We start from the raw sequence: 12,081 nt of genomic DNA, 5'->3' as shown, positions 1-12,081 counted from the left end.
TTGCTCAGTCCCCCACCCTCAACACAGGCGATTGAACTCAATGGCAATCAAGCCCACAGCCGCCAAGCCCGTATCGCGCTCGATTTTGGTGGAATGGCAAAAGGATGGGCGCTAGATCGGGTAGCACAGATACTGCGCCAGCATCAGGTAGAACACGCCTTAATCAATATCGGCGGCAATATTTTGGCAATGGGACAAAAAGCGCCTAAGCAGCCGTGGCGGGTCGGTATTCAACACCCACGGCAAGGGGTGGCAATGGCGGTGGTAAGTTTGGCGGATGGCGAGGCGATTGGGACGTCTGGCGATTATCAACGCTATTTCGTTTATCAAAACCAACGTTATTGCCATTTGATTCTGCCAAAAACTGGCTATAGCACTTGCCAACGCCAGTCAGCCACTGTGTTAATCAGTGGTGGGAAGCATGTTGGGTTGCACTCGGATGTGGCGAGTAAACCGATTTATTTCAGTGCGCCGGCACAGATCATCAATTACGCACAGCGATTTGGGGTTGCGGGGGTCTTGCTGGTAGAGGGGAATGGTGAGGTGAGGCTAAATCGGGCGATGCAAAGCCGGGTGGAGTGGTTGATTGCCCCACCCCACAGCCAGCTTTTAGATTAACGCGGCAAGGTCACTTGGAAACCGGGGGCGTTTTTCGGGTGATTGGCATTCGTGAACACCGAGCGATCGTTCTTCAGCAGAATGACTTCAAAGAAGGGGCGGAAACGCTCTTCGCTGATACCAAAACCAGCCAAGAACTTACCAAACATTACTTGTTCTTCTGGTTCTGGTTGACCGTCGGCCAAGGAAGAATCAATCAGGTTGACCAAAATACACATCTTTTGGGCATCAGACAGCAAAGGCGCCGCTTCGCGGATAAACTCGTCGATGCTGTGCTTACGCACGTAACGCTGGGCTGAGTCCAACAAGGCACGGTTATTGGCCCCCACACCAATCGAGCCGCCGCTTTCTTCCCCGCCCAAAACGGACAGCAAATGACCAATTTCTTCGTTATCAAATTCGCCATCAGCGGCGATCATGTACAACAGCGAAGTGGCAAAAGCCAAATGAGGCGTCATCTGGTCACCAGAATCGCTTTTGAACATATCAAACAAACCCATGTCATTCTCCTAAAGGTAAGGCTAAGGGATAGATTACGTGCAACCATCATGCCGCAAGATGGCTTAAAACTGGCTTAATTTTTGGCCATACCGGCACTGCGTTTATAATCCGCCGCATCTATTTTGCGAAAGAATCTACAACATGCAATCGCTTATTCATGCCAGCCAGCGTATTGTGATTAAGGTTGGTTCCAGTTTGGTGACAAATGATGGTCGAGGGCTCGATCATCAAGCCCTGAATCGTTGGGCAGCGGAAATTGCCGACTTAGTGCGCCGTGGTAAAGAGGTGGTACTGGTGTCATCTGGTGCGATTGCCGAGGGATTACAACGACTTGGCTTTAGTGCGCGACCAAAAGCCGTTCATGAATTGCAAGCTGCTGCAGCGGTGGGACAAATGGGATTGGCACAAGCCTATGAAACCGCCTTTCGAAGCTATGGCTTAAAAACAGCACAAATTTTACTGACCCATGAAGACCTCGCCGACCGCACCCGTTATCTCAACGCCCGTTCTACTTTAACCACGCTGTTAAAAATGAATGTGGTACCCATCATCAATGAGAACGATACCGTGGTGACCTCGGAGATTCGCTTTGGGGACAATGACACGTTGGGTGCGTTGGTGACCAATCTAATTGAGGCCGATGCGCTGATTATCCTGACCGATCAACAAGGGCTATATACCGCTGACCCTCGCAAATATCCTGATGCCACTTTCGTTCACGAAGCCGAAGCCGGCGACCCTGCTTTAGAAGAGATGGCCGGTGGAGCAGGATCCAGCGTGGGGACTGGCGGTATGTTGACCAAAATCATCGCCGCTAAACGCGCCGCCCGTTCTGGTGCAGCAACCGTGATTGCCTGTGGTCGCGAAGAAAATGTGCTGTCGCGCCTCGCCGACGGTGAAGCCATCGGCACCCAATTAGTCGCTCCAACAACCCGTCTTGCAGCGCGCAAACAGTGGTTGGCCGATCATCTTCAATTAGCAGGTCGTCTGGTGTTGGATGCAGGGGCAGCAAAAGCGGTGGCCAGCGGCACGGTGAGTTTATTGCCGATTGGTGTTGCTGCAGTAGAAGGCGAATTTTTGCGCGGGGAGGTTGTGGCTTGTGTCGATGAACAAGGACAGGAAGTGGCGCGCGGTTTGGTGAATTATAGCGCTGACGAAGCCCGTCTGATTATGCGCCGCCCAACGCGTGAATTAGAAAGCATTTTGGGCTATTTGGTCGAACCGGAACTCATCCATCGTGACAATATGGTCAATGTTTTTTAATTAACATCGTCGCTTATACCCGAGTTGAAACCCCAGCATAAAAACTGGGGCTATCAGCACATCAAATAAAACGACGTTTTATCATGTTAAACGCTGTTGTGAGCGATACCAAAATCAGTCCAAATATAAGGCCGACTAATGCTTCGGTCAGAGTTGATCCGAGGAGATGTATTACAGGTTCAACGGCATGGTGAATCGCGGGAATATCGTGCACCACAATTCCACCTGCGACCAAGAACATCGCTACCGTACCCACCACCGCCAACACTCGCAGAATTTTGGGCGCACTGTTGACCAACACCCGACCAAATTGTTGTGCGGTCGCGCTGTTACGCTGCATCAAAGCAAAACCCATATCATCTAGGCGAATAATCAACGCCACGATGCCATAAATCACGAAGGTCACGCCGATCCCAACTGCAAATAACACACCGGCTTTTGTCCCTAGGCTGCTATCACCGGCAGCCCCCATAGCAATCACCATCAACTCGGTGGATAACACCAAATCGGTGCGCAAGGCTCCACGGATTTTATCTTCTTCTGTTTGAGGTGGGCTGTCTTCATGATCGTGAGCATGTGGAAAAAATTTTTCGATGATTTTTTCCGCCCCTTCAAATGCCAAGTAGGCAGCACCAAGAATCAATAACACAGTAATTAATGCTGGTAAGAAATACGCAATGGCCAATAGTGCAATCAATAGCCAAAGTTTATTAAGTAAAGAGCCTTTGGTGATTCGCCAAATCACTGGCAATTCGCGATGTGGCGGCAGCCCCTGCATTTGATTTGCGCCCACAGCAAGATCATCACCAGCCACACCAGCGGTTTTCTGAGCAGCGACTTTTGATAGCGCAGCGACATCATCCATCAACGATGCAATATCATCCAACAAGGCGAACAAACTTGCGGCCATGCTTGGCTCCAACTTAGAAAAGCACCAAGGATAGCGCATCTAGATTGAATGCCAAAATCATGGCATGTCGCCCTTTTAGGGTGACAGCTACCAATCATTGTTTGTTTGATTGTGATTTAAACGGTGTAGGTGAGTACAAAACTGGTGCTCGCCCTAAACGGATAAAAAAATAGGCACTGCGAACAGTGCCTATTTTTTGTATGCTGGCGCACCCGAGACGATTCGAACGTCCGACCCCTGCCTTCGGAGGGCAGTACTCTATCCAGCTGAGCTACGGGTGCAAAGAGTAAGGGCGAGATGATAGCGTGTCAGCCGCTTGTCGTCTAGCGCCCATTTGTCTAGCGATAGTGTACGAGATGTGGTGCTAAGGTTTGTAACATCTGATTTAAGATTTTTGGACTGGCGGCAACAATATCACCACTGTTTAACCAGTTTTCTTCACCAAACACATCGGTCACAATTGCGCCGGCTTCTTGAGCAATCAAACTACCCGCAGCGATATCCCACGGCTTTAAGCCAAACTCCCAAAAACCATCGGCACGACCACAGGCGACATAGCATAAATCTAACGCCGCCGCGCCTTCACGACGCACGCCCGAACTCTTACGAATCATATCGCCCAAAGTCGCCAAGTACAGGTCTAAATGTTGCAAATTAGAGTAAGGGAAACCCGTCACTAACAGCGCTTCGGCCAGCTGAATACGACGAGCAGCACGAATACGGCGATCATTGAGGAACGCGCCCGAGCCCTTGCTGGCAGTAAACAGATCGTTGCGGTTTGGGTCGTACACCACGGCTTGGGTGATTTGGCCACGATGCACTAAGGCAATCGAAATCGCGTATTGGGGATAGCCATGTAGATAGTTGGTAGTGCCATCGAGTGGGTCGATAATCCATTCATACTCAGACTCACCTAAACGCTGAGCACCGGATTCTTCGCCCAAGAAAGCATGTTGAGGGTAGGCCTCGCGAATCACTTCGATAATGGCGGCCTCTGCAGCACGATCCACCTCACTCACATAATCATTGGGCCCTTTTTGGTCGGGGCGAATGAGGTCCAGATTATGTGAAGCGCGCTGAATAAGGTTGGCGGCGCGCCGGGCGGCTTTAATAGCCGTGGTGAGCATGGGATGCATGGGCAATCTCTCGTGATTCGTGGATGTCAATGAGCGAAAAAACCCGAACAAGTTTCGGGTTTTCTGGATAATGCGACATTTTACCCGACATTCTGAGAATGGATAAGTCCCAAGTGCTTGATCACACATCATTTGATGTCTTGCAACGCATCCGCATTGTGCTATCGCGACCGTCCCATCCGGGCAATATTGGCTCTGCTGCCCGTGCTATGAAAACGATGGGACTCAGCCGACTCTATCTCGTCGAGCCAAAACACTTTCCTGATCCTCAAGCCGACACCTTAGCCAGCGGTGCCGTTGATGTGCTGCAACAGGCAACGGTATGCCACAGTTTAGATGAGGCATTACAGGATGTGACAGTGGCAGCAGCGTTGACCAGCCGCCGCCGCGAACTCGCCGCCGACCTTCACCCACCCCGTACCGCTGTGGCTGATTTATTGGCCTTGGCGCGCAGTGGGCAAGAAGTGGCTTTGGTGTTTGGCAATGAGACTTTTGGCTTGTCGATTGAGGAAGTGGAACGCTGTAATTTATTGGTCACTATCCCGGGAAACCCAGCTTATTTTTCGCTCAATTTGGCACAAGCAGTGCAAGTGATGTGTTATGAGGTGTTTCAACAATATAACGACAACCTCGACCACCTACGGCCAAATATCGACTTAGCCACGCGAGAGGAAGTGCAAGGTTTCTACCGACATCTGGCCACCAGTTTAGAAGACATCGGTTTTTTCCGTCGTCGCAATAGCGATCGTTTAATGCGCCGTCTGTCCACACTCTTTGATCGTGCCCGACTGCAACGCGAAGAAGTCGATATTTTGCGCGGGATGTGTAAACAGATGCAGTATTTGGCACAACACCAGCCAAACGATGCGCCACCCCTCGACGCTGAACCATAAAAAAACGCTTTGTTGCAAGAGAATCATGCCAAGAGGCAAGCTCTTGCGTATGATTTGCTGCAATTTTGTTTTAAGCCACTTTTGCTATGTCTGATTCTCCCTCCACCCCAGTCTTTGTCGGCCGACAGCCCATCTTGAATCACCAATTTGATTTGGTGGGGTATGAGCTTTTATTTCGCGACGGGGGGCAGAATCGGGCAGTGATTGATGATGACTGTAAAGCCACGGCACAGGTTATCTCGGCCGCTTTTGGTCAAACCCTGATGTGTAATGTGTTGGGTGAATATCGTGGCTTTATCAATGTCAATGCCGCCTTTCTCAATAGCGAGATGGTCGAGTTATTACCAAAAGATAAAGTGGTATTAGAAATTTTGGAGCATGTCGAACCAACACCAGAATTTATTCAACGCTGCCGCGCGGTACAGGCGGCAGGCTTCACGCTGGCATTAGATGATTTTTGTGAATTCGATCCAAAGTGGATTCCGCTGCTGAAAATCGTCGATATTATTAAAATTCCCTTGCTGCCTGAGGTTGAGGCACAGCTGCCTGCTTTGTTGAGCCATATCGCCCCCTACCGTGCCAAACGACTGGCCGAACGTGTTGAAACACGGCAACAAGCACAAGCGTGTTTAGAACTTGGGTTTACCTTATTTCAAGGGTATTTTTTCTCGCGCCCAGAAGTGTTGCGGGCACAGCGGCTTGATGTGTCGCGGCTACGAGTGTTAGAGCTGTTGTCTTTATTGGCGGTGGAAGCAGAAACCAGTGCGCTAGAACGCGTGTTCAAAGAAGTGCCCAGTTTGGCAATGAATTTATTGCGAATGACCAACTCCGTTGCCGCAGGATTCAGCCATCCAATTCGTTCTGTTCGCCATGCCATCACAGCCTTGGGCCGACATCAACTGCGACGCTGGTTACAGCTGTTGTTGTACTTAGAACAAGAAAACATGGCGGTTGGCAGTCCGTTATTTCGTACTGTGGCGGCACGGGCGCGCTTGATGGAATTGTTGGCCTCTCAAAGCCAGCCAAAACTGAGCGAAGAAGCTTTTTTATGTGGTTTATTGTCGATGGCCTCGACGCTTTTCACTGCACCGATGGCACAAATTCTAGCGGCCATGCCTTATCTTTCCCCTAGTATTCGCCAAGCCTTACTCAATCAAAGCGGCCCGCTCTACCCATTTTTGGAAATTGCCGAGGTGATTGAACAAGAACGCCATGATCGTTTAGGGATTAGCTTCCCAGTATTACAAAAGTATGGCTTCCAGCTCACTCGTGTTGCACAAGCACAAGCAGAGGCACTCGCTTGGAGTCATGCCATTGGTCGAATAGCGGATGAGCGTATTGATGATGAAGATTGCTAGTTTTCGTTTCATCTTGCTGTTGGGAATCGTGTTAAGCCAGCCTGTGGTGGCAGAGCATAGCGTTCCTCTCTCGGCAGAAGAACAACGCTATCTCGCGCAACATCCTGTCATTAAAGCCTGTGTTGATCCAGATTGGGCACCGTTCGAGCGCATTAACGAACAAGGGCAGCATGAGGGCATTGGCGCCGACTTATTGCAACTGGTTGCTAAGCGGGTAGGGATTAAAATTGAGCTCTACCCAGTACAACACTGGGAAGAAAGCCTTGCGGCTTCAAAAAGTGGCCACTGCCAGATCATGAGTTTTCTTAACCAAACCCCTGCTCGTGAAAAGTGGCTAATTTTCACCGAGCCGGTGTTTTACGATCAAAATGTCATTATCACCCGCGAAGAACACCCTTTCATTGGCGATTTAGCATGGGCAAGAGATAAAACAGTTGCCTTGCCCGCGCAGACAATGGTGGGCGAAAGAATGAAAAATGATTTCCCCTATCTGCGATTGATTGCCACCAAAAGCGAGGCCGAGTCGATGAATTTGGTTTCGAACCGACAAGCGGACATGACGGTACGGTCATTGATTGTGGCAGCGTATGAGATCAAAAAAAATGGCTGGTTTAATCTGAAAATTGCTGGCCAAATCCCAAGCTATACCAATCAGCTGCGAATTGGGGTGTTAAAAGATGAGCCAATTTTGCGCGATATGCTGAATAAGGGCGTGCTGACGATTACCCCGCAAGAGCGCGAGGCCATTGTGAACCAGCATGTTTCAATCAAGATTGAACAGCCATTCGATTATTGGTTGATGGCCAAAATCATTGCTGTCAGTGTGGCGGTGTTGATGCTGATTTTGTGGTGGAATCGCAAGTTGCGCCGTCTTAACCAACAGCTCCAGCAACTCAACCAAAAACTGGCCACGCTCTCCATCACAGACAAACTCACGGGATTGGTAAACCGTTTGCGCCTAGACGAAGTCTTGGCCCAAGAGATCCAACGCAGTAGCCGTTTTGGTCATGTGTTCAGTGTAATTTTGGTTGATCTTGACCACTTCAAACACGTTAACGACACCCACGGCCATCAGGTAGGCGATCAAGTGCTCATCACCGCTGCGCGGCTATTGCAACAATATTGCCGTGAAATTGATGTAGTGGGGCGTTGGGGCGGCGAAGAGTTTTTAATTATTTGTCCAGAAACCCCCTGTGCTGGCGCGGCCAAATTAGCCGAGTCACTGCGCCAACATCTGGCAGCGCATTTGTTCCCAGTGGTACAACAACAGACCGCTAGCTTTGGTGTCGCCTGCTATCACCTTGGCGAACTGGCAGACACCTTGTTAGCTCGTGCCGACGTCGCGTTGTATCACGCTAAAACACAAGGCCGCAATCAAGTCGTCGTCGATTAAGACGGCATGCGCTGCAAGCGGTACAATAGCAGGGTGCAACCTGTCATTTTTTGAGGTGTTTGCCACATTTCCCATTCACAGGAAACTGCCATCATCCCTCTATCGGTGATGGTAAACCGACATTACCCGAGGAGAGGCCAATGCGTCGCCTGCTATTGTCTTTATTGTTATGCCTGCCGTTGTCCGCTTGGGCTGTTCAACCAGAGGCGAGAGCGAAAGCCGATGTTCCCCCGCCCCCAACGCATCTGATCGATGATGGTGTTGGCGTTGAGCCCGAAGTGCGTATTACCAAGAACGAATCGGGTACCGTTGAGGAATATCGCGTCAATGGCCAACTGTATCTGGTCAAGGTCACGCCACCGATTGGCGAACCTTACTACCTCTACGATGAAGATGGCAGTGGCCAAATGAAGCGTTTTGATCATCGCGGCGATCGAATGGTGATTCCGCGTTGGGTTCTCATCCGTTTTTGAGTGTATTCATGTCTGTCTATACCACTGTTACCCCCGAAGCGCTTGTCGCTTGGCTCTCTCGCTATTCCCTTGGCGCCTTAATTGACCTCAAAGGTATCGCCGCCGGCGTGACCAACACCAATTATTTTGTCACCACCGAACAAGGCCGCTATGTGTTGACCTTGTTCGAGGTGTTGCAACTTGATGAGCTACCCTACTACCTCGATTTAATGAAACACCTCGCCGAACATGGCGTGGCCGTGGCGGCCCCTATCGCCGATCAAGAGGGACAGTTGGCCAGTCTGTTGTGTGATAAACCGGCCTGTTTGGTGGCCTGTTTGGCTGGCCGTGACCTCACCACACCGAATGCCTCACATTGTGCTCAGGTCGCTACCACGATGGCAAAGATGCATGTGTCTGGACAAACTTTCACCGGCCACATGAGCAATCCTCGAGGCTTAGATTGGTGGCAGCAGACAGCAGAACGGGTGTATCCGTTTATGCCGGCGGATGAGGTCGCCTTGTTACAACGCGAATTGGCCTTACAGCAACAGCAATCGTTTGCCGACTTGCCGCGTGGCGTCGTTCATGCCGATTTGTTCCGCGATAATGTGTTGTTCGATGGCGATCACATCAGCGGCTTTATTGATTTTTACTATGCCTGTGATGATGCTTGGTTGTATGACCTCGCCATTGCGGTCAACGATTGGTGTAGTTTGCCAGACGGTGATATTGATGCTGAGCGTGCCCGCGCCATGTTGGCTGCCTATCAAACCGTGCGGCCATTACAAGCGGCTGAAGTGGCGGCATGGCCGTTGATGTTGCGTGCAGCAGCAATTCGGTTTTGGACGTCGCGCTTGTTAGATTTCCACTGCCCACAAGCAGGGGAACTGACCTTTGCCAAAGACCCCGGCCATTTCCAACGCATTTTGCAGCAACACTGCCACCGGCAAGATTTTTGGCTGAACTAAGCTGAAGGTGTGGCAGGAGATAGCCGTTGGCGATCTCTCTGCCACCGAGGTCTTAGGCTGCCCCGTGCATCGGGGATAAAACCTGCTTCAAGAATTGTTTAGTACGGTCGTGTTGTGGTGCCGAGAAGAAATGTTCTGGTTTGCCTTGTTCAAGAATCTGACCGTGATCAATAAAAATCACCCGATCAGCCACTTCACGCGCAAAGCCCATTTCATGGGTCACACACATCATAGTCATACCCGACTCGGCCAAATCCTTCATCACTTTTAACACTTCGCCAATCATTTCCGGATCGAGTGCCGAGGTCGGTTCATCAAACAGCATCACCTTCGGTTTCATTGCCAAGCCGCGTGCAATCGCCACCCGTTGTTGTTGTCCACCGGACAATTCAGAGGGGAAAGCGTCTTTTTTATGCGCCAGCCCAACTTTTTCTAACAACGCCACGGCTTCTTGTTGTGCTTGTTTGACCTCAGTTTTGCGTACTTTAATCGGGGCAAGCGTGATGTTATCCATCACTGACAAGTGCGGATATAAGTTGAAGTGTTGAAAAACAAACCCGACCTCGGCACGCAACGCGTTGAGATTGGTTTTGGGGTCGTGCACATTATGACCATTGACCCATAGCTCGCCAGATGTGATCGGTTCAAGCTGATTGACGCATCGAATGAGGGTCGATTTCCCCGAGCCCGACGGGCCACACACCACCACCACTTCACCTTGTTGCACTTCTAAATTGATGCCATTGAGCACATGCAATTTATCGCCATACCATTTGTGCACATCAACAAAACGTATCATACAAATCCTCACTTATTCGGCTTGTGGCCGTGATCGACGGCAAAGTTTGCCAGTGCAACATATTGCGCTAGGGTCAGGTTTTCTGGCCGCCAGCTCGGATCAATCCCTTGGTTGACCAAGGTTGTTTCATCAAACCATCCACGTAGGGTATTGCGTATGGTTTTGCGCCGCTGGCTGAAGGCCTCGGTAAGCAGTTGGCTTAATACCGCGACATCCTGTGCCGGATAAGGCAAAGTTTGATATGGAATTAAGCGCACCACTGCTGAATCAACCTTCGGCGGTGGGCTAAAACACCCGGGCGGCACATCCAACAATTTTTCCATCGAGAAGTAATACTGCAACATCAACCCCAAGCGGCCATAATCGGCACAGCCCGGTTCTGCCACCATCCGCTCGACCACTTCCTTTTGCAACATAAAGTGCATGTCTTCTACTTGGTCGGCAAAGGTCGCCAAATGAAATAACAGTGGGGTTGAGATGTTGTACGGTAGGTTACCGACAATTTTGTAACGCGGCGCGATGGTGCCGAAGTCAAAGCGCAAAGCATCGCCTTCATGCACTGTCAATCGTTCCGCCGGCCACCGTTTCCGCAAACGTGCAATCAAATCACGATCAAGTTCGACCACATGCAGATGGGTCACACGCTGCAACAGGGGTTCGGTTAACGCCCCCAAGCCGGGGCCAATTTCCACCACCACTGAATCTGCTTGTGGGTTGACTGCATTGACGATGTCGTCAATCACTTGTGGGTTATTCAAAAAATTTTGGCCAAAACGCTTACGCGCTACATGACCATGAGTCGCTTGAGACATGCCTGATCCCAAAATAAACCGAGTGTTTTTCGGCTACAACAGCACAAAGGGCAACGCCAACACAAGGTAGCGTAGCGTTTTACCCACACATAAAAAAAAGACCACCGACCACCACGGTAGGCGCAACCACCCCGCCGCCACACATAAGGCATCGCCTACCAGCGGTAGCCACGACAGTAACAACGCAGCCGCACCATAACGTTGCAACCAAGCTTGTGCGCGAGGCTGTAGGGGTTGTCGTGACGGTAAACAACGGCCCAACACCACATTGGTTAAACCGCCTAGGCTGTTGCCGATGCTGGCACACACCACAGCAATGCCCCACTGGGTTGGCAGCTGTTTTACATACCACAGTAAAAACAGCTCGGAGTTACCCGGTAATACCGTGGCCGAGACAAAGGCCGAAAATGTCAGCCCCCATAACCCCCATTGTTGCAGCCACAGATCTAACCACGCCACTAGAACGACACAGTTTCGCCGCAAGCGGCTTCGATTAACCCACTCAGGCGGTGATAAAACGCCATGCCATCGCGGGTGTCACACCAAGCTTCATTGTGCCAGTGAAAGTGAAAACCACCGCTGCGCGCTGCAATCCACAACTCTTGATTGGGTGCGTGGCGGTTGAGGATGATTTGACTGCCATCGTCAAATTCCAACTCTAAAACAGCCCCTTTGTTGGTCACCTCAATATCACTTTCGGCGTGGTCCAATACATTTTGAATGTGCTGAAAAATCTGTTCAGCACGGTCTAAAAATTCACTTTCAGTCATCGTTTTTCTCATTGTCACAGCCAAAGCCTTGGCCAATTTGGTGATACTATCGCGATTTTGCTCGGTTCTACCATGCGCCCACTGCTTGCTTGTTTGGTGCTTGTCAGTTTACTGACAGCCTGTGGTTATAAAGGGCCGCTGTTTTTGCCCAAGGCGTCAACCTCGCCAACAGCGGCCACCTCTTCACAACCCTAGTTTTGCTCAG

The 12,081-nt window shown here is 50.6% G+C and carries 15 protein-coding genes and 1 tRNA gene; 8 read left to right on the top strand and 8 right to left on the bottom strand.

Annotation, left to right across the window (positions count from 1 at the left end; genetic code table 11):
- On the top strand, window positions 1-618 hold a 618-nt coding region (locus ACTBZS_RS02060; protein ID WP_463043130.1), incomplete at its 5' end, for an FAD:protein FMN transferase.
- Here the strand turns inward: ACTBZS_RS02060 and ACTBZS_RS02055 are convergent.
- The gene (locus ACTBZS_RS02055; protein WP_460431291.1) at window positions 615-1,118 is read right to left on the bottom strand and encodes a tellurite resistance TerB family protein; all 504 of its coding nucleotides are present in this window, start codon (window positions 1,116-1,118) and stop codon (window positions 615-617) included. The genes ACTBZS_RS02060 and ACTBZS_RS02055 overlap by 4 nt on opposite strands.
- A gap of 142 nt (window positions 1,119-1,260) precedes the next feature.
- Here ACTBZS_RS02055 and proB point away from each other — a divergent pair, with 142 nt between their 5' ends.
- Window positions 1,261-2,382 carry a glutamate 5-kinase gene (gene proB / locus ACTBZS_RS02050; protein WP_463043129.1) on the top strand — a complete coding sequence of 374 codons (1,122 nt, stop codon included), beginning with the start codon at window positions 1,261-1,263 and terminating at the stop codon, window positions 2,380-2,382.
- Between the two features lie 61 nt (window positions 2,383-2,443).
- On the opposite strand, the gene ACTBZS_RS02045 is transcribed toward proB, so the two are convergent.
- The 3 genes from ACTBZS_RS02045 to ACTBZS_RS02035 all read right to left on the bottom strand — a co-directional run bounded on the left by ACTBZS_RS02045 (window position 2,444) and on the right by ACTBZS_RS02035 (window position 4,428).
- Window positions 2,444-3,292, bottom strand: a complete 849-nt coding sequence (locus tag ACTBZS_RS02045) for a DUF808 domain-containing protein (protein WP_463043128.1) — start codon at window positions 3,290-3,292, stop codon at window positions 2,444-2,446.
- 204 nt (window positions 3,293-3,496) lie between these two features.
- Window positions 3,497-3,573, bottom strand: a tRNA-Arg gene (locus tag ACTBZS_RS02040).
- Between the two features lie 57 nt (window positions 3,574-3,630).
- The gene (locus ACTBZS_RS02035) at window positions 3,631-4,428 is read right to left on the bottom strand and encodes an inositol monophosphatase family protein (protein WP_460430612.1); all 798 of its coding nucleotides are present in this window, start codon (window positions 4,426-4,428) and stop codon (window positions 3,631-3,633) included.
- A 98-nt stretch (window positions 4,429-4,526) separates the two neighbouring features.
- Here ACTBZS_RS02035 and ACTBZS_RS02030 point away from each other — a divergent pair, with 98 nt between their 5' ends.
- The 5 genes from ACTBZS_RS02030 (at window position 4,527) to ACTBZS_RS02010 (ending at window position 9,495) form a co-directional block, all read left to right on the top strand.
- Window positions 4,527-5,321 carry an RNA methyltransferase gene (locus tag ACTBZS_RS02030; protein ID WP_463043127.1) on the top strand — a complete coding sequence of 265 codons (795 nt, stop codon included), beginning with the start codon at window positions 4,527-4,529 and terminating at the stop codon, window positions 5,319-5,321.
- 86 nt (window positions 5,322-5,407) lie between these two features.
- Window positions 5,408-6,679: an EAL and HDOD domain-containing protein gene (locus ACTBZS_RS02025; RefSeq protein WP_463043126.1), complete on the top strand. Its 1,272-nt coding sequence runs from the start codon at window positions 5,408-5,410 to the stop codon at window positions 6,677-6,679.
- The gene (locus ACTBZS_RS02020) at window positions 6,663-8,072 is read left to right on the top strand and encodes a diguanylate cyclase (protein ID WP_463043125.1); all 1,410 of its coding nucleotides are present in this window, start codon (window positions 6,663-6,665) and stop codon (window positions 8,070-8,072) included. Before ACTBZS_RS02025 ends, ACTBZS_RS02020 begins: the two co-directional genes overlap by 17 nt.
- 140 nt (window positions 8,073-8,212) lie before the next feature.
- Complete coding sequence (locus ACTBZS_RS02015; RefSeq protein ID WP_460430608.1) at window positions 8,213-8,545, top strand: DUF2782 domain-containing protein; 333 nt, start codon at window positions 8,213-8,215, stop codon at window positions 8,543-8,545.
- 8 nt (window positions 8,546-8,553) lie between these two features.
- Window positions 8,554-9,495: a homoserine kinase gene (locus ACTBZS_RS02010; protein ID WP_463043124.1), complete on the top strand. Its 942-nt coding sequence runs from the start codon at window positions 8,554-8,556 to the stop codon at window positions 9,493-9,495.
- A gap of 52 nt (window positions 9,496-9,547) precedes the next feature.
- On the opposite strand, the gene ACTBZS_RS02005 is transcribed toward ACTBZS_RS02010, so the two are convergent.
- Genes ACTBZS_RS02005 through cyaY form a run of 4 tightly spaced genes read right to left on the bottom strand, consistent with a single transcriptional unit; the run spans window position 9,548 to window position 11,876 of the window.
- Window positions 9,548-10,294 (bottom strand): amino acid ABC transporter ATP-binding protein, encoded by a 747-nt coding sequence (locus ACTBZS_RS02005; protein ID WP_460430606.1) that lies wholly within the window; start codon window positions 10,292-10,294, stop codon window positions 9,548-9,550.
- Between the two features lie 8 nt (window positions 10,295-10,302).
- Window positions 10,303-11,106 carry a 16S rRNA (adenine(1518)-N(6)/adenine(1519)-N(6))-dimethyltransferase RsmA gene (gene rsmA, locus ACTBZS_RS02000; protein WP_463043123.1) on the bottom strand — a complete coding sequence of 268 codons (804 nt, stop codon included), beginning with the start codon at window positions 11,104-11,106 and terminating at the stop codon, window positions 10,303-10,305.
- 33 nt (window positions 11,107-11,139) lie between these two features.
- Window positions 11,140-11,565 (bottom strand): YqaA family protein, encoded by a 426-nt coding sequence (locus tag ACTBZS_RS01995; protein WP_460430604.1) that lies wholly within the window; start codon window positions 11,563-11,565, stop codon window positions 11,140-11,142.
- The gene (gene cyaY, locus ACTBZS_RS01990) at window positions 11,565-11,876 is read right to left on the bottom strand and encodes an iron donor protein CyaY (protein ID WP_460430603.1); all 312 of its coding nucleotides are present in this window, start codon (window positions 11,874-11,876) and stop codon (window positions 11,565-11,567) included. The genes ACTBZS_RS01995 and cyaY overlap by 1 nt, the downstream gene beginning before the upstream one ends.
- Window positions 11,877-11,948: 72 nt before the next feature.
- Here cyaY and lptM point away from each other — a divergent pair, with 72 nt between their 5' ends.
- A complete protein-coding gene (lptM, locus tag ACTBZS_RS01985) occupies window positions 11,949-12,071 on the top strand; it encodes an LPS translocon maturation chaperone LptM (RefSeq protein WP_460430602.1) in 123 nt (40 codons plus the stop codon).
- Window positions 12,072-12,081 lie beyond the last annotated feature (10 nt).

This window comes from Aquaspirillum sp. (assembly GCF_055136605.1).
This window is presented reverse-complemented; position numbering and strand designations above follow the sequence as displayed.

Bases quoted from the DNA above. Each gene is read 5' to 3' on its own strand.
- ACTBZS_RS02055 (WP_460431291.1), bottom strand. From the start codon at position 1,118: ATGGGTTTGTTTGATATGTTCAAAAGCGATTCTGGTGACCAGATGACG.
- proB (WP_463043129.1), top strand. From the start codon at position 1,261: ATGCAATCGCTTATTCATGCCAGCCAGCGTATTGTGATTAAGGTTGGT.
- ACTBZS_RS02045 (WP_463043128.1), bottom strand. From the start codon at position 3,292: ATGGCCGCAAGTTTGTTCGCCTTGTTGGATGATATTGCATCGTTGATG.
- ACTBZS_RS02035 (WP_460430612.1), bottom strand. From the start codon at position 4,428: ATGCATCCCATGCTCACCACGGCTATTAAAGCCGCCCGGCGCGCCGCC.
- ACTBZS_RS02030 (WP_463043127.1), top strand. From the start codon at position 4,527: ATGGATAAGTCCCAAGTGCTTGATCACACATCATTTGATGTCTTGCAA.
- ACTBZS_RS02025 (WP_463043126.1), top strand. From the start codon at position 5,408: ATGTCTGATTCTCCCTCCACCCCAGTCTTTGTCGGCCGACAGCCCATC.
- ACTBZS_RS02020 (WP_463043125.1), top strand. From the start codon at position 6,663: ATGATGAAGATTGCTAGTTTTCGTTTCATCTTGCTGTTGGGAATCGTG.
- ACTBZS_RS02015 (WP_460430608.1), top strand. From the start codon at position 8,213: ATGCGTCGCCTGCTATTGTCTTTATTGTTATGCCTGCCGTTGTCCGCT.
- ACTBZS_RS02010 (WP_463043124.1), top strand. From the start codon at position 8,554: ATGTCTGTCTATACCACTGTTACCCCCGAAGCGCTTGTCGCTTGGCTC.
- ACTBZS_RS02005 (WP_460430606.1), bottom strand. From the start codon at position 10,294: ATGATACGTTTTGTTGATGTGCACAAATGGTATGGCGATAAATTGCAT.
- rsmA (WP_463043123.1), bottom strand. From the start codon at position 11,106: ATGTCTCAAGCGACTCATGGTCATGTAGCGCGTAAGCGTTTTGGCCAA.
- cyaY (WP_460430603.1), bottom strand. From the start codon at position 11,876: ATGACTGAAAGTGAATTTTTAGACCGTGCTGAACAGATTTTTCAGCAC.
- lptM (WP_460430602.1), top strand. From the start codon at position 11,949: ATGCGCCCACTGCTTGCTTGTTTGGTGCTTGTCAGTTTACTGACAGCC.